This window comes from Vitreimonas sp., from assembly GCF_035627415.1.
Taxonomy (GTDB): domain Bacteria; phylum Pseudomonadota; class Alphaproteobacteria; order Caulobacterales; family Aquidulcibacteraceae; genus Vitreimonas.
Genome location: NZ_DASPLU010000024.1, coordinates 163,330 through 182,169, shown reverse-complemented (window position 1 = coordinate 182,169; position 18,840 = coordinate 163,330). Strand labels below are relative to the sequence as shown.

Here is an 18,840-nt window from a genome sequence, read left to right as displayed (position 1 = left end):
CCGTGCATGCACGACCGTAAAGCCGGCGACGACGCCGGCGCGCCATAGGCAGCCGCGCGCCCCGGCGCTATAAGCGCGCCGAGAGGTGCGTCCCGATGAAAACGAGAGCGGCGGTCGCATTCGCGCCCAAGCAGCCTTTGGAAATCGTCGAATTGGATCTCGAAGGCCCGCAGGCGGGCGAGGTGCTGGTCGAGATTAAGGCGACCGGCATTTGCCACACCGACGCCTACACGCTCGACGGCCTCGACAGCGAAGGCATCTTCCCGAGCATCTTGGGCCATGAAGGCGCAGGCATCGTGCGCGAAGTCGGCGCGGGCGTGACTAGCGTTCAGCCGGGCGATCACGTCATCCCGCTCTACACGCCCGAATGCCGCCAGTGCAAAAGCTGCCTCTCGCGCAAAACCAATCTCTGCACCGCCATCCGCGCCACCCAAGGCAAGGGGCTGATGCCTGACGGCAGCTCGCGATTCTCTTATAAGGGCCAGCCGATCGCCCATTACATGGGCTGCTCGACCTTCTCCAACTTCACCGTGCTGCCGGAAATCGCCGTCGCGAAGATCCGCACCGACGCGCCGTTCGACAAGGCCTGCTATATCGGCTGCGGCGTCACCACCGGCGTCGGCGCCGTCGTCAACACAGCGAAGGTGGAGCCGGGCGCCAACGTCATCGTGTTCGGCCTCGGCGGCATCGGTCTCAACGTCATTCAGGGCGCCAAGCTCGTCGGCGCGAACATGATCATCGGCGTCGACATCAATCCGGCGCGCGAAGAATGGGGCAAGCGCTTCGGCGCCACGCACTTCGTCAATCCGAACACCGTGAAAGGCGATCTCGTCGCCCACCTGGTCGAACTCACCGGCGGCGGCGCCGATTACACGTTCGACTGCACCGGCAACACGGCCGTGATGCGCCAAGCGCTCGAAGCCTGCCATCGCGGCTGGGGCGAGAGCGTCATCATCGGCGTCGCCGCAGCCGGCAAGGAAATCGCCACCCGCCCGTTCCAACTGGTCACCGGCCGCGTCTGGCGCGGCACCGCCTTCGGCGGCGCCCGCGGCCGCACCGACGTGCCGAAAATCGTCGACTGGTACATGGACGGCAAAATCGAGATCGACCCGATGATCACCCACACCATGCCGCTCGAACGCATCAACGACGCGTTCGACCTGATGCACCGCGGCGAGAGCATCCGCAGCGTGGTGGTGTATTGAGGTAAATGGGAATGGTGCAGTCTTATGTGCTCGACGATCCCCGGCCGATCGCGGCGTCAGCGCCATACACGTACTTCTTGCCTTCTGCCGCACGATTGGCGGCGATCGAGCCTGGCGATCAAGTGAAACTTCTGTTCCGCAGTCTAGCTGCATCGCCAAAGTATGATGTTGAACGAATGTGGGTGTGTGTGCTCGCCGTCGATGGCGAGCATTTCGAGGGCACTCTTGAGAACGCCCCCTTCGATATGCCCGGACTCAAAAAGGGCGAACGCGTGAGCTTTGAGCGCTTCCATGTAGTATCGATCGATTTTCAGGATGCGGCAAAGGAAGATCGTATCGGCGATGAGCCGGGCCGCCAATATTGGGACCGTTGCATGGTGGATCGATGCGTCCTGTATGAAGGTGTTCCCGTTGGCTATCTGTATCGCGAGGATGACCTGCTTGAGAGAGAAGGGGACAAGTATCCAGATAGCGGCTGGCGGATACGAGGCGACGCGCGTGGCCTCTCTGATGCAGAAGTAGATTCCAGGGAGGCTGAGTACGTGGCGCTCGGCACGGTCCTCAACAGGGATGATAGCTGGCTGCCTCTAATTGATGAGCCCAAGGGAAGCGCGTTCTTGCGCAACTTCACCACTAACACCTACGACAAGCAGTGACGTGGGCCTTTGGTACTCTCGCCCAGTCCTTTTCGTCGCGGACATCGAGCGCGCGGTTCGGTTCTACGTCGATCAGCTCGGCTTCCGCGAGAAATGGCGCTTCGAGCAGGAAGTCGCGCAAGTCGACCGCGACGAGTGCGAGATCATCGTCAGCGCGCAGCGGCCGGCGAAGATCGGCAAGGGCATGCTGTTCATGGAGCTGACCGCCGCAGACTTCGCCGCGCTGCCGGCCATGCTCGCAGCGAACGGCGTCGCGTCCACGAAAGGCCATTGGGGTTATCCCGTCATCATCGTCGCCGATCCCGACGGCAACGAACTCTATTTCCCCGATCCCACGGATCCAGGACCCAATCCACACAGCGTCGTCGTGGGATTGAACCCATGCGTCTTGCCGGCGCTCTAACCCCAGCTCAGGCGGCCGCATTCTGGCGTCTGGGTCTGCTTAATGGAGACGACATCTCGCGCTTGGCCATGACCTGGCTTGAAGCAGGCAGCGCGTCGGTCAATGTAGCCGTGCTCGCGAGCGAACCTCGCACGACGTTGTGGGAGCACGGTGCTCTGTTTGAAGCCGCACTCGCAGAACTCGGCGCCGAGCCGATGATGGGCAAACAGCAAGCGGCTTGGCACACGATTCGGAGCTTGCTCGGGGCCATCGTCGTCGGTGATCTCGATCCGCTCGACGGCGCTCACGACATCATCGATTTGCAACGCGCCGGGTTCGGCCTCTTTCCGCCTCGCAATCTCGCGGGCGACGGGCGACCTTACGCGGGTGAGGAGCTCGGCATCGAAAGGCTCCTCGGGCTCTATTACGAGCTTGATGATATCGACCTCCCCGAGAAGCGAGCAGTCGAGGCCAAGCGGGAACTGCGGGAGGAGGCGGGGCGCGTGTTAGAGCAGTACTACACCAATCCTCCAAGCTTCGACGAAGGGGAGCGAAGCCATGACTGACTGGGGTTCGCGGCGCATCGCGCTCGATCTGATGCGTCGGTGCGAGAGCATCAAGCGTGGTGGTGTCTTGTCGCTACGCTGTCTCGCGGCTTCGGCCGCTCTATCTGCAATGCTTACGCCGACCGCGGCGCATGCAGCCGAGTATTGCCGCGCGATAATTTCTTCGCCTGGATCATCCACCAATATAATTGAACTGACAGACTTCTCCATCATGAACGGCGCAGGCCCCGTCGCCTTGCCGGAGGGTCTGGCGAATGTCGCGGCGATCCTATGGCGACGCGAGACGCTAGTGATGAGCGATCGCGATTATCGGGTGCTAACCGACTTGCATCTGCCTTTTGCGTTTAGCGACGGCGACAGGGTTGTTTGGCTGTATGTCGAAAACATGCGGCTGCTGATGCACATGGACGAAGGTGAGTTGTCCAAGGACGAGCAAGAACAGATCAACGGCGCGATTGAGCGCGCCCAAGCGATCATGGTTCGGGAGGGTTGGTAGGCGAGTATGACTGACTGGAAGCTCCCATGGTCCGCATCCTGCCTCTGCGGGCGCGTGAAGATGCGCATCACCGCGGCGCCGCTCATCGCGATGGCGTGTCATTGCCGCGGCTGCCAGAAGCTCACCAGCGGACCCTATTCATTGACGCTAATGATTCCGGCGCCGGCATTCGAGGTCGAAGGTGAAACCGAAATCGGCGGCTTGCATCGCGAACAGAGCGTCCATCGCTTTTGCGCGTATTGTAAGAATTGGCTCTACACGGCGGGCGTCGCTGGCGGCCAGTTCGTGAACTTCAGGCCCACCATGCTGCAGGATGCGAGCTGGGTGGTTCCGTATGTCGAGTCCTACGTCACCGAGAAACTGCCGGACGTGGTGAGCGGGGCGAAACACAGCTTCGATCAATTCCCGCCGCCTGAAAAATACCCCGAGTTGATCGAGGCGTATGCGCGCGAAGGCGCCCGTCCGGGCTGATCGCTGCCCGGCGGCGTTGCTGGCCTGTCGGCCGCGGGTTAGAGCAGGGGCAACACGCGCCGAGCCGCGCCCAGGGGTGGAACCATGAAGATGATCCGGACCGCTTTGATCGCCTGCGCGCTTGCCGGCGCCGCATTTCCCGCCTTGGCGCAGGAGCAAACGCCGGCCGCGCCCGCCGCCGCGCCCGCGCCGCAAGAGACCTGCGGCGTGCTCTCCACCGGCGCCGAGACCTCGAGCTTCACGCCGGTTCCGGGCCTCACGCTGTTGAACGCGACGCCGCCGCTCACCCGCCCAGAGGGCGACGTCGACGGCCTGCTCTGCATCCGCTCCGGCATTTATCTCGGCCCCAACGATCACCGTGTGCTGACCGATCTCGGCGTGCCGTTCTTCATTCGCGACGCGGCGCGCCTGGCGACGCTCGAACGCACCCAGGGTCAGCTGCGCCTGCGCTTCGTGCGCGGCGCGCCGACGGCGGAAGAAAGCCAGGCCATGGTCGCCGCGATCGATCGGGCGCATGCCGAGATGGCGAACCGCAGCTGAATGAGGGGATAGAGCCGCGCTCTATCCCCCTAAATCGGAGCGCGCGGCGCCCGCCGCGCCCACGCGCCGAAGGCGCGTTTGTCGTTGCGCCACAAGGAAAAGCGCGGCTGCGCCACGCGAGCGCGGCGGGAGCCGCGCGCTCCGAGGCGCAAAACTTGCGCGATTCTATCCGACCGCGCTTGACCCGCCGTACAATGCTCCTTGTCTCGCACACGGGAGCTTTCGAAGACGTCCGAAACGACGAGAGGTGCAAGACACGGTCGGTGGGAGTTGCCGGCGGGGAGTGAAACCGTCGGGTCCAGGTGAGCGGAACGCCTGCCCACAGCACCGGCGAATTGGGAATGGAGCTAAGCCCCGAGACGCCATCCGTCGATGGCGGGTTGCGTCGGAGCGGATACGGCCTGGTGTGAAGAGGCGCGTCCGCATTCCATCGTGCAGGAGGCGAGCCGCGGCGACGCGGCGTTCTACAACTCCTCGTCCCGAGCCGGGAAAAACGATCGGCGAACGGGGCGCGCGAAGCGCGCGGCGTTGGTTGGAGACAACCGGCGCACCCCTAGAGACTACTCAGCGCGGATCGCGCGCCCCGTCTCCCCTTGCCGGGATTGACAACCTTGTTCGGCCTCTATACCTTTTTCACACAAGGTAGCTTATGCCCAACGCCGACGAACAGTTCGCCGGGCTCCGCAAGGGGCTTTTGGAGTTTGCGATCCTGACCATCGTGTCGGGGCGCACCGTCTATGTCGGCGACATCCTGGCGACGCTGGCGCCGACCCCGTTCGCGACCCAGGAGGGCACGCTCTATCCCCTCCTCTCCAAGCTGCGCCGCGAAGAGCTGGTCGACTATCAATGGGTCGAAAGCGGCCAGGGGCCGCCGCGGAAGTATTACCAGCTCACCGCTAAGGGCGCCGGCCGGCTCGACGAACTCGCCGCCTATTGGCGTCATCTCAACACCACTCTGGAAGGCCTGGGGCGCTGAACATGGAACGCGTCGTCACCATCAATCTGAACGGCAACCCGTATCAGCTGGAAGAGCCCGCATACGATGCGCTGCGCGCCTACATGGAGCGGGCGCAAGCCGCTCTCGCCGACAACCCGGACAAGGCCGAGATCATTCGCGACCTCGAGCAAGCGATCGCCGACAAATGCGGCGGCTATCTCTCGCCCAGCAAAACCGTGATCTCGCGCGAAGAGATGAACCGCATTCTGACCGAGATGGGGCCGGTCGAAGGCGCGAGCGAAGCCGAGGGCGAAGCGCCGCGCGGCGAAGGCGCAGGCGCCTATGACGGCCCGCGCAAGCGGCTCTATCGCGTCAAGGAGCGCGCCGTGATTTCCGGCGTCTGCTCCGGCATCGGCGCTTACTTCGATCTCGATCCCAATGCGATCCGCGTGCTGTTCATCCTGGCCGCGCTGTTCACCTCCGGCTTCGGCATCATCGTCTACATCATCCTCATGTTCGCCATTCCCTCGGCGCACACGAGCGAAGAATGGGCCGCCGCGCACGGCGTGCCGTTCAATGCGCAGGAGATCATCGATCGCGCCAAGCGCGAGTACGGCAAGTTCGCCGACGACAGCGCAAAGAACTGGCGCACCGAACAGCGCGCGTGGCGGCGGCAATGGCGCGAGCAGCAGCGCAGCTGGAGCGAAAACTTCGGAACCTGGGATGGACCCGTCGCCGCCGCACCGCCGGCGCAGCCCGCAGGCTACGTCACGCGCATGTTCGCCGGCCTGTTCGCCTTCATCTTCAGCGTGATCACCGCCGCGCTTCTGATCGCCTTCTTGGTGGTGCTGTTCACGTTCCTCACCACCGGCGGCCTTTATGGGTGGGAGGCGCCGCCCGACATTCCGAACTGGCTCGTCGTCGTGCTGATCTGCATCATCTACGGCGCAATCTCCACGCCCTTCGCCGCGCTGCGCCGGACATCCTACGCCACCTTGAGCGGCCACCGCTCCGCCGGCGGGGCAGACGATTTCGTGACGCTCATCCTCGTCGCCGTGGCTGCTTGGTTCGCGTGGATGTACGTGCCGGAAGCGCGGCTCCTGATGGAGCAGAGCTACGTCGTCGTGCGCGACTTCATCACCCATTGGACCAATTGACGGCCCCACCAGCTCCATAGCCTAGGGCGCGGCCTCCGGGTCGCGCCCCTCTTTTTCAGCCCCATGGACCAGGCTTGGCCGTCGCGGGCGCCCGGGGCGGCGCAACTGTCTGAGCAATGCGCCCGCCCGCGAACTTGGCCAGCGCCTCGATGCGCTTTGCGATGGGAGGATGGGTTGCGAAAATGCTGGTGAAGTCTGCGTGCGGATTTTCAATGAACATCTCGCGCACCTCTGACGGCGCGGCGACATGAGCGTTGCCGGAGATTTTCTGCAGCGCCGAGATCATGGCGTCAGGATTCTTGGTCAACTCAACTGCGCCAGCGTCGGCCAAATATTCACGCCGCCGCGAGAGCGCAAAGCGGATAACGATGGCGAGCGCGTAGGCGATGGCGATGATCACGAGCGCCACCAGAATCGCGACGATCGCGCCGCCGCCGCTGTCGCGGCTGGAGGAGCGGCGCGAAGAGGAGCCGCCCGCCGCGCCGAAACGCAGGCTGCGAAACGCCAGCTCGCCGACGAAACTGAAGATGCCGACGAAAATCACCGCGATGATCAAGAGCCGCACGTCGGCGTTGCGGATGTGCGTGAGTTCGTGCGCGAGCACCGCCTCGAGCTCTTCATCGCTCAGCGTGTTCATCAGCCCGCGCGTCACCGTGATCGAGTATTGGCCCTTATGCACGCCAGTCGCGAACGCGTTGAGACCGTCCGTCTCCATGATCCGCAGCGCCGGCATGGTGACGCCGCGCGAGATGCAGAGGTTTTCCAGCAGATTATAGAGCTTCGGCTCCTGCTTGCGCTCGACTTTCTTCGCCCCGGTCGCCGCGTCGATGATGGTCTGGTAGAAGGCGTAGGCGATGCCGAACCACAGGATCGCGCCGGCGATCGCGAACGGCCAAGCCTGCGCCAGCATCTGCCCGGCCCAAATGAAATAGCCCGCGACCGGATCGGGGCCGACGCTGATGCCCGAGAAGCCCGCGAACAGCAGGAACAAGGCGTAGGTCAGCAGGAGCAACAGCACTGGAAAGCCGGCCATCAGCAGCACGGTTTTCCAGTTGTTGTTCCAGATGTGGGTTTGCAGCCCGTAAGCGCCCACGTGCGGCGCGCCTTAGCTGAATTTCACCTGCGGCGGCGCTGCGTCCATCGCCGCGCGGCTGTCTTCGCCCACGTCGAAGAAATCGCGCGGGCCGAAGCCGAACATGCCGGCGAAGATGACCGCCGGGAATTGCTCGCGCGCGGTGTTGTATTCGCCAACGGCGTTGTTGAAGAAGCGGCGCGCGGCGGCGAGCTTGTTCTCGATGTCAGAGAGCTCGGCCTGCAGCTGCTGGAAGTTCGTGTTGGCCTTGAGGTCAGGATAGGCTTCCGACAGCGCGATCAGCCGTCCCAGCGCCGCGCCCAGCACGCCTTCGGCGGCGCCCATGGCTTTCGGATCGCCCGTGCGTTCGGCGCTGACCGCCGCGTTGCGCGCCTGGATCACGGCTTCCAGCGTCGACTTCTCGTGGCCAGCATAGCCCTTCACGGTCTCGACCAGGTTGGGGATGAGGTCGTGCCGCTGCTTCAGCTGCACGTCGACATCGGCGAAGGCCTGATTGCAGTTCTGCCGCAGCGCGACCAGCCGGTTGTAGATGCCGATCACCAGCACCGCGAGAACGACGATGACGAGCAGGACAATGATCAAGGTCATGAAGAACCCTTCCGTGAAGTTCCCGCTCTCTTACAGGAAGTTCCTAACAAGCGCTATCCGATCACATCGCTGAACCGGCCCGAGCGCGAGAAGCCTTTGGGCGCCACTTTACCAGCCGACCCGCGTTTGCCGCGGAAGTCCTTCCATTCCGGCACGGCCCGGATGCGCCCGGCGCTGTCTTCCCAGCTGAGGCCTTCGGCCTTGTCGAACACCTTCACGTCGGCGAGGCCGCGGTCGTGGTAGCTCTGCAGCTTCACGCCCTTGCCGCGCGTCATCTCCGGCAGCTCGCTGAGCGGAAAGACCAGGAGCTTCTTGCGCTCGCCGATGACGGCGACCTGATCGCCTTCGACCTTCGCCGCCTGCATGGCGCGGCCGTTGAGGATCTGCTTGCCGGAGCGCTTGGTCGCCAGCATTTCGTCCTCGCTGACAACGAAGCCGTAGCCCTCATGGCTGGCAACGACGCGTTTGGCCCCCTGCTCGTACTTGAACAGCGCCACCGCCTCATCGATGTCGCTCAGTTCGATCGAAAGTCGGATCGGTTCGCCGTGGCCGCGCCCGCCCGGCAGCTTGTGCGCGTCGAGCGTGAACGCGCGGCCGTCAGAGGCGAACAGCAACAGCTTGTCCGTCGTTTCGCAGCGGACGATGTGCTGGGCGTGATCGCCCTCTTTGAAGGAGAGGTTGGAGAGGTCGCCGTGGCCCTTCAGCGCGCGAATCCAGCCCTTCTCCGACAGGATCACCGTCACCGGCTCGCGGGCTACGAACGCCTCGACATCGATTTGAGCGACCTCGGCGGCTTCGCCGAGTTCGGTGCGCCGCTTACCCCAAGCCGTGCCTGGGCCGAACAGCTTGCGCGTTTCCTTCAGCTCGGCGCCAATCTTGCGCCATTGCTTGCGCGTGTCTTCGAGCAGGCCTTGCAGGTCCTTCTGCTCTTCGCGCAGCGCCGCATCCTCGCGGCGAATTTCCATCTCTTCGAGTTTGCGCAACTGGCGCAGGCGCGTGTTGAGGATGGCCTCGGCCTGCGTTTCGTTGAGCTTGAAGCGGGCGATCAGCTGAGCTTTCGGATCGTCCTCGTTGCGAATGATGCGGATAACTTCGTCGAGATTGAGATAGACGATCAGCAGGCCCGCCAGCACATCGAGCCGCGCGGCGATCTTTTCCAGGCGATGCGCGGTGCGGCGCTGCAGCACGTCGCGGCGGTGATCGAGGAAGGCGCGCAGCACTTCCTTGAGGCTCATCACCCGCGGCGCGCCATCGGCGTCGAGCACGTTCATGTTGAGGCCGATGCGCACTTCGAGCTGGGTGAGCTTGAACAGGCTCTCCATCAGCACCGCAGGCTCGACCGTCCGCGACTTCGGCTCCAGCACGACGCGTATGTCTTCTGCGCTCTCATCACGCACGTCGCCGAGCAGCGGCGCCTTCTTATCTTCGATCACAGCGGCGAGCGCCTCGATCAGTTTCGTCTTCTGCACCAGGTGCGGAATCTCGGTGACGACGATGCGCCACATGCCGCGGCCGAGGTCCTCCGTCTGCCAGCGCGCGCGGACGCGGAAGCCGCCGCGGCCGGTCTCATACGCTTCACGGATATTCTCCGGCGGCTCGACGACCACACCGCCGGTCGGAAAATCAGGACCCGGAATGACTTTCAACAGATCATCCGTCGTCGCCTTCGAGTTCTCGATCAGCAGCAGGCAGCCGTCGATCAATTCGGCCACATTGTGCGGGGGAATGTTGGTCGCCATGCCGACGGCGATGCCGCTCGAACCGTTCGCGAGCAGATTCGGAAACGCCGCCGGCAGCACCACCGGCTCTTCTTTCGAGCCGTCATAGCTGGGCCGGAAATCGACCGCGTTCTCGTCGATGCCCTCAAGCAGCGCTTCGGCCGCTTTGGTCATGCGGCTCTCGGTGTAGCGCATGGCGGCAGGGTTATCGCCGTCGATGTTGCCGAAATTGCCTTGGCCGTCGATCAGCGGATAGCGCGAGTTGAAATCCTGCGCGAGGCGCACCAGCGCATCGTAGATCGACTGGTCGCCGTGCGGGTGGAAATCGCCCATCACGTCGCCGACGACCTTGGCGCTTTTCCGAAACGCAGCGTCGGCGGTGAGATTGAGGCGCCGCATCGCATAGAGCACGCGCCGATGCACCGGCTTCAAACCGTCGCGCACGTCCGGCAGCGCCCGGCTGGTGATCGTGGACAGCGCGTAGGCGAGGTAGCGCTTGGCCAGCGCCTCGCCGATCGGCTCCTCAACGATGCGGCCGCCTTCTTCCGGGGTGCGTGTTGCGTCGTCTGCCATACAAACCGCTTTCTGCGCGTTCTTTCAGTCCGTCACCCGGCCGGTCGAAGCGACAGCCGGGACCCACCATCGTGGAGCGGTTTTGCTGCCCCTGGGTCCCGGATCACGCTCCACGCGTCCGGGATGACGGCGCTTGTATTAGAGTCGTCCCGCGAATCCCAATCGCTCGATCAGCCGGCGGCGCTGGTCGGGCATGCCTTCGCCCTTGTGCTCGAAAACACGCCGTTCCAGGAAGTGTCCCGAGAGCGCGAACGCATCGGCCACATCGCCGGATTTCAGTTCCGCTTCCGCATCGATCAGGAAGGGCGGCAGCCTGAGCAGAACGTCCGCGTGCGGCAGGCCCGCGTCATGTGTGGCCGCCCGTCCAGTCCGCGGGCTGACCCAAGCGAGATTCTCGGTCTCACCCGTCACCGCGCAGCGCGTCAGATCGAGGCCGTAACCGAGCGCGGAGAGCAGACCCAGTTCGAAGCGCGTATACAGCGCCGGCCAAACGTCCGTGTGCGGCATCGCTTCGATCAGCACGATCAGCGCATCATAAAGCTGGGGATAGGCCTGCCGCTCCGGCGTCGCGCCGCGGATCAGAGAGACGGCGGAGGAAAGGCCCGCGAGCGCGATCGGATCGTCCAAGAGCCGCGTCGCGTGCGGCTCGATCAGTTCGAGGGGATTGTAGAAACCAAGCTGCTCGCTGAGCCGCGCTTTCCAGCCGGCGTGCACGACATTGCCGGACTGAAGGATTGGCTGCGACTTCCGCCCGGCATGGACGACGCCGCCAAAGCGCCCGTGCTCGCGCGCAAACACTTCGGCCACGAGCTTACCCTCGCCGAACGGCCTGGCGCCGAGCACGATCGCGTCGTCGACCCATTCCATCGCTCAAGCCTCGTAGTCGAGACCGAGCCGATGATAGAGCGCGCGCTCCTCGCTCCAATTCTCGCGCAGCTTCACGTGCAGGAAGAGGTGGATGCGCCGGTCGAACGCGGTTTCCATTTCCTTGCGCGCCTGCTCGCCGATGATTTTGATCGTCGAACCGCCTTGGCCAATTGCGATTTTCCGCTGCCCTTCGCGCGCCACATAGATCGTCTGCTCGATCCGAGCGGAGCCGTCCTTCTTTTCTTCCCAGGTTTCCGTTTCGACCATGAGGTCATACGGAATCTCGTCATGCAGGCGCAGCATCGCTTTCTCGCGCGTGATCTCCGCGGCGAGCACGCGCGCAGGCGCGTCCATGGTCTGGTCTTCCGAGAAGAGCCACGGCCCCTCGGGCGCACGCTCGGTCAGCACGCGCGCGATGTCTTCGACCCCGTCATTGTTCTTGGCCGAAACCATGAAGACGTCGGTGTAGAGACCCTCTTCCACCAGCTTGGTCGTCAGCGCCAGCAACGCCGGACGCGAGACAGCGTCGACCTTGTTCAGCACCAGGATCGAGGCGATCTCATTGTCCTTCAGCTTCCTCGCGATCGTTGCGGAATCCTCGACCGATCGCGCATCCGCACCGGTGCGCTTCTCGCTCGCGTGCGCGGGCGCATCGACGACGTGCAGCACCGCGTCGGCGCCCTCGAGCGCGCTCCACGCGGCGGCCACCATGGCGCGGTCCAGCCGGCGCTTCGGCGCGAACACGCCCGGCGTGTCGATCAGAATAAGCTGGGTTTGGTCGCGCATGGCGATGCCGCGCACCAGCGCGCGGGTCGTTTGCACTTTCTGCGTCACCGCCGCGACCTTCGCGCCGACCAGCGTGTTGACGAGCGTGGATTTGCCCGCATTCGGCGCGCCGAGAACGGCCACCACCGCGGTGTGTTGCTCAGCCATCGACGCCCTGCGCTTTCAGAAAGGCCGCGGCCGCCGCACGTTGCGCATCGCGCTTCGAACCGGCTTCGCCGCGTGCTGGCTGAAAGCCGTCGATGCGCGCTTCGACCACGAAATGGGGCGCGTGTTCGGGTCCGGTCTGTTCGATCATGACATAGCTCAAACCACGTTTCCGAGCCGCCGCCCACTCCTGCAGCGCGGTTTTGGCGTCGCGCGGCGCGGCTTCTCCGGTCTCGAACGCATCGCCCCAGAACCGGTTCACGAACGTTCGCGCCGCGTCCATGCCGCTGTCGAGATAGAGAGCGGCGATCAGCGACTCGCAGATATCCGCCAGAATCGCCTCCTTGCCGCGGCCGCCGCTCGACTCCTCCGAAGAGGAGAGGATCACCGCATCGCCCAAATCGGCCGCCCGCGCGGCGCGCGCGCAGGCGTGCCGATTGACGAGCGCGTTGTAGCGGGGCGCGAGTTCGCCCTCGCTTGCGCCCTTGTGCTGCTCCAGCAGCCGCTCCGCGACGATGAGGCCAAGCACGCGATCGCCGAGGAATTCCAGCCGATCATAGGTGCGCGCTTTGCGGGCCCCATCGAGAACGCTGGCGTGCGTCATCGCTTCGCGCAGCAGCTCACGATCTTCGAAAGCATAGCCGATGCGCGCTTCCAACTCGGTGAGCCGGACTTCGCGCTTTCGAGGCCCGCTCATGGGCCGGCGCTCACTCGACCGACTTGAGGAAGCGGTCGCCGCGGAAGCCGGTGAACAGGGTCCAGGGCTGGAACAGGGATGTGCTCGAGTCGAAGGAGACAACCACAAACTGCGCCGGGCCGACCAGATTGTCGTAAGGCACATAGCCCACAACCGACGGCACGCGGCTGTCCGCCGAGTTGTCGCGGTCGTCGCCCATCATGAAATAGTGGCCTTCCGGCACCTCGAACACACGTGTGTTGTCGAGCTCCGTCATGCCCTTGTCGCAGGTGATGTAGCTGACGCCGTTCGGCAGCGTTTCGCGATAGGTGGTCACTTGGCCGAGCGCGATGTGCGGATCCGGACACTCCGCGGTCTCGCCGATTCGCTCGCGCTGCACTGCTTCGCCGTTGATGTGGAGCACGCCGTTGACGATCTGGATGCGGTCGCCGGGCAAACCGATCACGCGCTTGATGAAGTCGCGATCAGGTTCCGGCACCGGCCGGAACACGACCACGTCGCCGCGCTGGGGCTCACTGCCGAAGAGCCGCCCGTGCGGGAGCAAGCCCTCGAGCGGCGCGAACGAGAAACGACCGTAGCCGTAAGACCATTTCGTCACGACGATGTAATCGCCCACAGCAAGGGTCGGCTGCATCGAACCCGAGGGAATGCGGAATGGCTGCGCGATCGTGAAGCGCAGCACCATCGCGAGCGCCAGCGCGTAAAGGATCGTCTTCACGTTATCCCAGAAGACGCTCATCGCAGGAGTCGTCTCGCCAGTGGTCGACATGCTCATTCGTTTCTCACTACACGCCAGCGCCGTTGGCGGTTTTGCATACCGCCCACGGACCCTCGCGAAACTCCACTGACCTTGCCCAGCCCGGCGCGGCCAAGCTTTTCCCTATCCAGGGGCTCAAGCTTCCGGCCCTTGCCCTATGGGCGCCGACTCCGCCGAAATGATGACGTAGGCGACAGCAAGCGGGAAATCATCCGTCAATGTGACATGGATGTAGGGCGTGTGCCCGGCTGGGGTCATCGCCGCCAGGCGCTCGGCCGCGCCATTGGTCAGCCGGATCGTCGGCTGGCCAGAGCGGAGGTTTGTAACCCCCATGTCCCGCCAAAACACCCCTTGTTTCAAGCCTGTACCCAAGGCCTTCGAACAGGCCTCCTTGGCGGCGAAGCGTTTGGCGAAGGTCGCCGCCCGCTCCAGGGGCTTGCGCTCGGCGCGGGCGCGTTCGGTCTCGGTGTAGACCCGATGGGTGAAGCGTTCGCCAAAGCGCTCCAGGGTCCGCTCGATCCGGCGGATGTCGATGATGTCGGACCCGATGCCCAGGATCATGACGGGGCTTCTAGTCCGGCGCCCGCGCCGCGTCGATCCGCCGGCGCATCTCGCCAACCGCATCGGCCAGGCCGGTGAAAATCGCCTCGCCGATCAGGAAATGGCCGATGTTCAGCTCCGCCACCTGCTGAATGGCGGCAATCGGCGCCACGGTCTCGTAGTCGATGCCATGGCCCGCATGCACCTCGAGCCCAAGGCTCGCAGCCTGCTGCGCCCCGGCCACGAGCGCCTCGAGGATCGCCGCCGCCTGATCGGTGTGGCCGTCGCGTGCAGCGTCGCAATAGGCGCCGGTATGCAGTTCCACCACTTCGGCGCCGGTGCGGCTCGCCGCTTCGATCTGCAGCGGATCGGCGCCAATGAAGAGCGAGACGCGGCTGCCATTGTCGCGCAGCTTCTGCACGAACGGCGCGATCCAGTTGTGGCCGTGGGCGACGTCGAGGCCGCCTTCGGTCGTCCGTTCTTCGCGCCGCTCCGGCACCAGGCACACGGCTGGCGGCCGGTGTTTCAGCGCAATGGCCAGCATCTCCGAGGTGACCGCCATCTCAAGATTGAGCGGCCGTCCGCGCTCGCGCAGCATCGCCGCAAGATTGGCGATGTCGGCGTCGGAGATGTGGCGGCGATCTTCGCGCAAGTGGGCGGTGATGCCGTCGGCGCCCGCTTCGAGCGCGATGATCGCGGCGCGCGAAGGATCGGGATAGGAGACGCCGCGCGCGTTCCGAATGGTCGCGACGTGGTCGATGTTGACGCCGAGCCGCACCCGTCTGCTCATGTGGCGAGACCGCGCGAACCCGGCTTGATTGCCGGGATGGCCGCAAGCTCCGGCGGCAATTGATCGGCCGGATAGGCAGGCGCGCTCACCTGCGCGAGCGAGATCAGTTTAGCGCCGATGTCGGCCTTGCCGCCGGAGCGGTCGATCAGGCACGCGGCGCCGAGCAATTCGCCGGGATGACCGCGGATGGCGTCGAGGCACTCGCGCGACGATAAGCCAGTGGTGACAACGTCCTCCACCATCAGCACGCGCTCGCCGGGCTGAATGGCGAAGCCGCGGCGCAGCTGAAACTCGCCCTTTTCGCGCTCGACGAACATCGCTTTCGCGCCGAGATGCCGCGCCGTCTCGTAGCCGGGGATGATCGCGCCCACCGCAGGCGAAACGACGACGTCGATCTTGCCGAACGCCGCCTCCGCCTTCTGCGCCAGCGCACGGCAGAGCCGCTCGGTCCGCGCGGGATTCATGAACACCGCGTTCTTCTGGAAGAACACCGGCGAATGCAGCCCGGAGGAGAGGATGAAATGTCCCTCCAGCAGAGCGCCGGCGGCGCGAAATTCGTCGAGCACCTGGTCCTGATTCATGCGCGCTGTTTAGAGGCTCTGCTTGGTTGCGACTAGCCCTTCACCCGCTCCACCTCTTTGACCGATTTGCTCGTGCGCATGGCCGCGAGGATGTTCGTCAGGTGCTTGGCGTCGGCCACCTCGATGTCGAAAATCATGTCGAAGAAGTCGATCGTGCGCTTCGCCAGACGCAGATTGAGGATGTCGCCCTCGTTCTCGGCGATGATCCGGCAAAGCTCGGCCAGCACGCCGCGCTTGTTTTCGACCGTCGCGATCAGGCGCCCTGTCGCCAGCGTGCGGTGCAGCGCTGTCGGCGTCCAGGCGAGATCGACCCAGGTTACGCTCTCGTCGTCTTCGAGCGGGGCCAGCTGCTCGCAGTCGATCGTGTGAACGACAACGCCTTTGCCCTGGATTTGCACGCCGATGATGCGATCGCCCGGTATCGGCGAGCAACACTCGGCGAAGTGCAGCGCAACGCCCGGCGTCAACTCGCCGCCTTTGACGTAGAGCTTGGCTTTCTCCCGTTCCATGGGCTTGCGGCCCTGGTCCTTGCGGACCTTTTCCTCGAGTCCTGGAAACGCCGCGACCGCCACCGCGCTCGCCTTGATCGAGCCTTCACCGACGGCGATGAACAGCTCTTCCTCGTCTTCTTTGCCCAGATGCTGGGCCGCGTGCAGCAGCGCCGTCTCCGCCAGGTCGTGGCCATAGCGGTGCAGTGCGTGTGCGACGAGATCGCGTCCGAGCTTGGCGAACTCGTCGCGCTTGGCTTGACGTTGCAGGCGACGCTGCGCCGACTTCGCGCGGCCGGTCTTGGTCAGCGCTTCGAAGCCCGGCACCGGCCCAACCTTCTCGCCGACGATGATTTCCACGACGTCGCCGTTGCGCAGCACGGTGCGCAACGGACGTTCGACGCCGTTGATCTTCACGCCGGCGCAGCGGTCGCCGATGGAGGAGTGCACGGCGTAGGCGAAATCGAGCGGCGTCGCGCCTTGCGGAAGGGGGATCAACGCCCCCTTTGGCGTGAACGCAAAGACGTGATCCTGGTACATTTCGAGCTTGGCGTGCTCGAGGAATTCGTTGGCGTCGCCGCCGTGCTCGGCGATCTCCAGCAGCGAGCGGGTCGCCTCGCGCGCATCGAGCCCGACAGAGGCCGCGAGCTCGGCGTCGAAGCCATAGGATTCGTTTTTGTAGCGCCAGTGCGCGGCGACGCCGTTCTCGGCGATCTGGTCCATCTCCTCGGTGCGGATCTGGATTTCGACGCGCACGTTGCCTGGGCCAATCACCACGGTGTGAATCGAGCGATAGCCGTTGGGCTTCGGGTTGGAGATGTAGTCTTCGAGCTGATCCGGCACGCAGCGCCAAGTCTGGTGGATCAAGCCGAGGGCGCGGTAGCAATCGTCCGGATTGTTGACGATGACGCGGAACGCGTAGACGTCGGCTAGATCAGAAAACTCGATGCTCTTGCGCTGCAGCTTGCGCCAGATCGAGTAAGGCTGCTTCTCGCGACCGAACACGCGCGCATCGATGCCGGCGAACTCGAACACCTCCATGATCGTCTGGATGATGATCGCGACGTTGGCGCCTTTTTCGATGCGCAGCTGCTCGAGCCGCGCATTGATCGCCGCCTCTGCGTCGGGGAACGCCTCGTGGAACGCGAGCGATTCGATCTCGCGCGCCATCTTCTCCATGCCGATGCGGCGCGCGAGCGGACCGTAGATCTCCAGCGTCTCCATCGCGATGCGGCGGCGCTTGGCCGAGTTCGGCACGTGCGCCAACGTGCGCATGTTGTGCAAGCGGTCGGCGAGCTTCACGATCAACACGCGCACGTCACGAGACATGGCCAGGATGAATTTCTGCAGGTTCTGCGCCTGCTTGCTCTCCTCGGACTGGATCTCGAGCTGTGAGAGCTTGGTGACGCCTTCGACGAGATCGGCGATCTCGCCGCCGAACTTGGCCTCGATCTCGTCGCGAGTCGCTTCGGTGTCTTCGATCGTATCGTGCAACAGGCCCGCGACGATGGTCGCGGCGTCGAGCCGATACTCGGTCAGAATGCCGGCGACTTCGATCGGATGCGCGAAATAGGGGTCGCCGGAATGGCGCTTCTGGCTGCCGTGCTTAGCGGTGGCGTAGACGTAGGCGCGGTTGACGAGGTTCTCGTCGAGCGACGGGTCGTAAGCGCGCATGCGCTCGACCAGTTCGAACTGGCGCAAGAAGCGGGTGCGCGGCGGGGCTGCGCCCGCGCCAGCCTGATCGGAGCCAGCCGGGACCTGGGCGGCGACTCCGTCACCGCCGGCCATGGCTTAGTACCGTTCGTCGCGCTGCGCTTCGGCTTCCTGCTGCAGCGCGCGCAGCACGTCTTCTTCGCTGGTCTCCACTGGCGCGGCGAGCGCCAGGCGATCCTGCTCGTCTTCGGCCTGGGTGGCCGGCTGCACGTCCTGGTAGAGCATCACGTAGCTGTCGCGGAGCTCTTCCGGCGTGATGGCGGAATCGGCGATCTCACGGAGCGCGACGACCGGGTCCTTGTCGCGATCCCGGTCCACAAGTGGTTCAGATCCTGAGGAAATATTGCGCGCACGATGGGCCGACAACAGCACCAGCGAGAACCGGTTCGGGATTTTATCAACGCAGTCTTCGACGGTTACGCGAGCCAAGGCGTGCTTCCTCTGGGTCAAACGGACGGGATTGGCCGACCAACCTAGTGATGTCCGCGGTTTTTCGCAATGCGAACCACCATCGCAGGCGCGAAAAGCCTCAGCGCACCCTCGCCAGCAGCATCAGCTGAGGTCGCTAACCCTGCGGTAACCTTCGTCGACCTCCAGCCTGGCGAGCATGTGCGCGACGGTTTCTCCCAGCTCCGGATGACGCCAGTCCGGAGCGACTTCGGCAAACGGCGCCAAGACGAACACCCGCTCCTGGAGGCGCGGGTGCGGCACGGCAATGCCGTCAAACACGCCGCTCAAGGCCCCGAGGGCGAGGAGGTCGAGGTCAAGGGTCCTGGACTCCCAGCGGGCGCGCCGCTTCCTGCCGAACGTCGCCTCAATCGCGCGCAGCTTGTCGTAGATGGCGCGGGGCCCGTCTTCGCGGGCGTCCGCCTCGACCACCGCGTTGAAGTAATCCGGCTGGTCCGATCCCGGCGGCCAAGCCGGGGTGCGCCAGACGCCCGAAACGGCGCGCAACTCGAACCCGGCTTCGCGCATTGCCTCGACAGCCCGCGCCAGCAGCGCGGACCCCTCCGCGCCCTCAAACGGCAGGTTGGTTCCCAGGGCGATGAAAGCGCTGGCGTGCATTAAACCAAATCATCTAGAGCGCAGCGGCGC

At 64.6% G+C, this 18,840-nt stretch carries 22 protein-coding genes; 9 read left to right on the top strand and 13 right to left on the bottom strand.

The genetic code is table 11. The annotated features are described in order from the left end of the window. Positions 1–95 precede the first annotated feature (95 nt). The 9 genes from VEA80_RS13705 (at position 96) to VEA80_RS13665 (ending at position 6,410) form a co-directional block, all read left to right on the top strand. Positions 96–1,205, top strand: a complete 1,110-nt coding sequence (locus VEA80_RS13705; protein ID WP_325061317.1) for an S-(hydroxymethyl)glutathione dehydrogenase/class III alcohol dehydrogenase — start codon at positions 96–98, stop codon at positions 1,203–1,205. Between the two features lie 11 nt (positions 1,206–1,216). After that, entirely contained in the window at positions 1,217–1,861 is a 645-nt protein-coding gene (locus VEA80_RS13700) for an immunity protein Imm33 domain-containing protein (protein WP_325061316.1), read from the top strand. Position 1,862: 1 nt separating this feature from the next. Further along, positions 1,863–2,264 carry a VOC family protein gene (locus VEA80_RS13695; protein WP_325061315.1) on the top strand — a complete coding sequence of 134 codons (402 nt, stop codon included), beginning with the start codon at positions 1,863–1,865 and terminating at the stop codon, positions 2,262–2,264. Next, complete coding sequence (locus VEA80_RS13690) at positions 2,243–2,809, top strand: hypothetical protein (protein ID WP_325061314.1); 567 nt, start codon at positions 2,243–2,245, stop codon at positions 2,807–2,809. Before VEA80_RS13695 ends, VEA80_RS13690 begins: the two co-directional genes overlap by 22 nt. Next, positions 2,802–3,305, top strand: coding sequence for a hypothetical protein (locus tag VEA80_RS13685; protein WP_325061313.1), 504 nt, complete (start codon positions 2,802–2,804; stop codon positions 3,303–3,305). Before VEA80_RS13690 ends, VEA80_RS13685 begins: the two co-directional genes overlap by 8 nt. 6 nt (positions 3,306–3,311) lie before the next feature. Next, entirely contained in the window at positions 3,312–3,776 is a 465-nt protein-coding gene (locus tag VEA80_RS13680) for a GFA family protein (protein ID WP_325061312.1), read from the top strand. An 84-nt stretch (positions 3,777–3,860) separates the two neighbouring features. Beyond that, entirely contained in the window at positions 3,861–4,316 is a 456-nt protein-coding gene (locus VEA80_RS13675; RefSeq protein WP_325061311.1) for a hypothetical protein, read from the top strand. A 649-nt stretch (positions 4,317–4,965) separates the two neighbouring features. Next, complete coding sequence (locus tag VEA80_RS13670; RefSeq protein ID WP_325061310.1) at positions 4,966–5,292, top strand: PadR family transcriptional regulator; 327 nt, start codon at positions 4,966–4,968, stop codon at positions 5,290–5,292. Positions 5,293–5,294: 2 nt separating this feature from the next. Further along, on the top strand, positions 5,295–6,410 hold the full coding sequence (locus VEA80_RS13665) for a PspC domain-containing protein (RefSeq protein ID WP_325061309.1): 1,116 nt from the start codon (positions 5,295–5,297) through the stop codon (positions 6,408–6,410). 55 nt (positions 6,411–6,465) lie between these two features. On the opposite strand, the gene VEA80_RS13660 is transcribed toward VEA80_RS13665, so the two are convergent. The 13 genes from VEA80_RS13660 to folK form a co-directional block, all read right to left on the bottom strand. Then, positions 6,466–7,503, bottom strand: coding sequence for a M48 family metallopeptidase (locus VEA80_RS13660; protein ID WP_325061308.1), 1,038 nt, complete (start codon positions 7,501–7,503; stop codon positions 6,466–6,468). Positions 7,504–7,515: 12 nt separating this feature from the next. Next, positions 7,516–8,091, bottom strand: a complete 576-nt coding sequence (locus VEA80_RS13655) for a LemA family protein (RefSeq protein ID WP_325061307.1) — start codon at positions 8,089–8,091, stop codon at positions 7,516–7,518. A 53-nt stretch (positions 8,092–8,144) separates the two neighbouring features. Further along, positions 8,145–10,382, bottom strand: a complete 2,238-nt coding sequence (gene parC, locus VEA80_RS13650; RefSeq protein ID WP_325061306.1) for a DNA topoisomerase IV subunit A — start codon at positions 10,380–10,382, stop codon at positions 8,145–8,147. A gap of 138 nt (positions 10,383–10,520) precedes the next feature. Then, positions 10,521–11,249, bottom strand: coding sequence for a DNA repair protein RecO (recO, locus tag VEA80_RS13645; protein WP_325061305.1), 729 nt, complete (start codon positions 11,247–11,249; stop codon positions 10,521–10,523). A gap of 3 nt (positions 11,250–11,252) precedes the next feature. Then, positions 11,253–12,182, bottom strand: coding sequence for a GTPase Era (gene era, locus VEA80_RS13640; RefSeq protein WP_325061304.1), 930 nt, complete (start codon positions 12,180–12,182; stop codon positions 11,253–11,255). Continuing rightward, positions 12,175–12,876, bottom strand: a complete 702-nt coding sequence (rnc, locus tag VEA80_RS13635) for a ribonuclease III (protein ID WP_325061303.1) — start codon at positions 12,874–12,876, stop codon at positions 12,175–12,177. The genes era and rnc overlap by 8 nt, the downstream gene beginning before the upstream one ends. Positions 12,877–12,886: 10 nt before the next feature. Continuing rightward, the gene (gene lepB, locus VEA80_RS13630) at positions 12,887–13,645 is read right to left on the bottom strand and encodes a signal peptidase I (protein WP_414731514.1); all 759 of its coding nucleotides are present in this window, start codon (positions 13,643–13,645) and stop codon (positions 12,887–12,889) included. Between the two features lie 123 nt (positions 13,646–13,768). After that, on the bottom strand, positions 13,769–14,194 hold the full coding sequence (acpS, locus tag VEA80_RS13625) for a holo-ACP synthase (RefSeq protein WP_325061301.1): 426 nt from the start codon (positions 14,192–14,194) through the stop codon (positions 13,769–13,771). Positions 14,195–14,204: 10 nt separating this feature from the next. After that, the gene (locus tag VEA80_RS13620) at positions 14,205–14,963 is read right to left on the bottom strand and encodes a pyridoxine 5'-phosphate synthase (RefSeq protein WP_325061300.1); all 759 of its coding nucleotides are present in this window, start codon (positions 14,961–14,963) and stop codon (positions 14,205–14,207) included. Next, positions 14,960–15,544: an orotate phosphoribosyltransferase gene (gene pyrE, locus VEA80_RS13615; protein WP_325061299.1), complete on the bottom strand. Its 585-nt coding sequence runs from the start codon at positions 15,542–15,544 to the stop codon at positions 14,960–14,962. Before pyrE ends, VEA80_RS13620 begins: the two co-directional genes overlap by 4 nt. Before the next feature lie 32 nt (positions 15,545–15,576). After that, on the bottom strand, positions 15,577–17,820 hold the full coding sequence (locus VEA80_RS13610; RefSeq protein WP_325061298.1) for a bifunctional (p)ppGpp synthetase/guanosine-3',5'-bis(diphosphate) 3'-pyrophosphohydrolase: 2,244 nt from the start codon (positions 17,818–17,820) through the stop codon (positions 15,577–15,579). 3 nt (positions 17,821–17,823) lie between these two features. Then, entirely contained in the window at positions 17,824–18,174 is a 351-nt protein-coding gene (gene rpoZ / locus VEA80_RS13605; protein WP_325061297.1) for a DNA-directed RNA polymerase subunit omega, read from the bottom strand. A 123-nt stretch (positions 18,175–18,297) separates the two neighbouring features. Continuing rightward, positions 18,298–18,810 (bottom strand): 2-amino-4-hydroxy-6-hydroxymethyldihydropteridine diphosphokinase, encoded by a 513-nt coding sequence (gene folK / locus VEA80_RS13600; RefSeq protein WP_325061296.1) that lies wholly within the window; start codon positions 18,808–18,810, stop codon positions 18,298–18,300. Positions 18,811–18,840 lie beyond the last annotated feature (30 nt).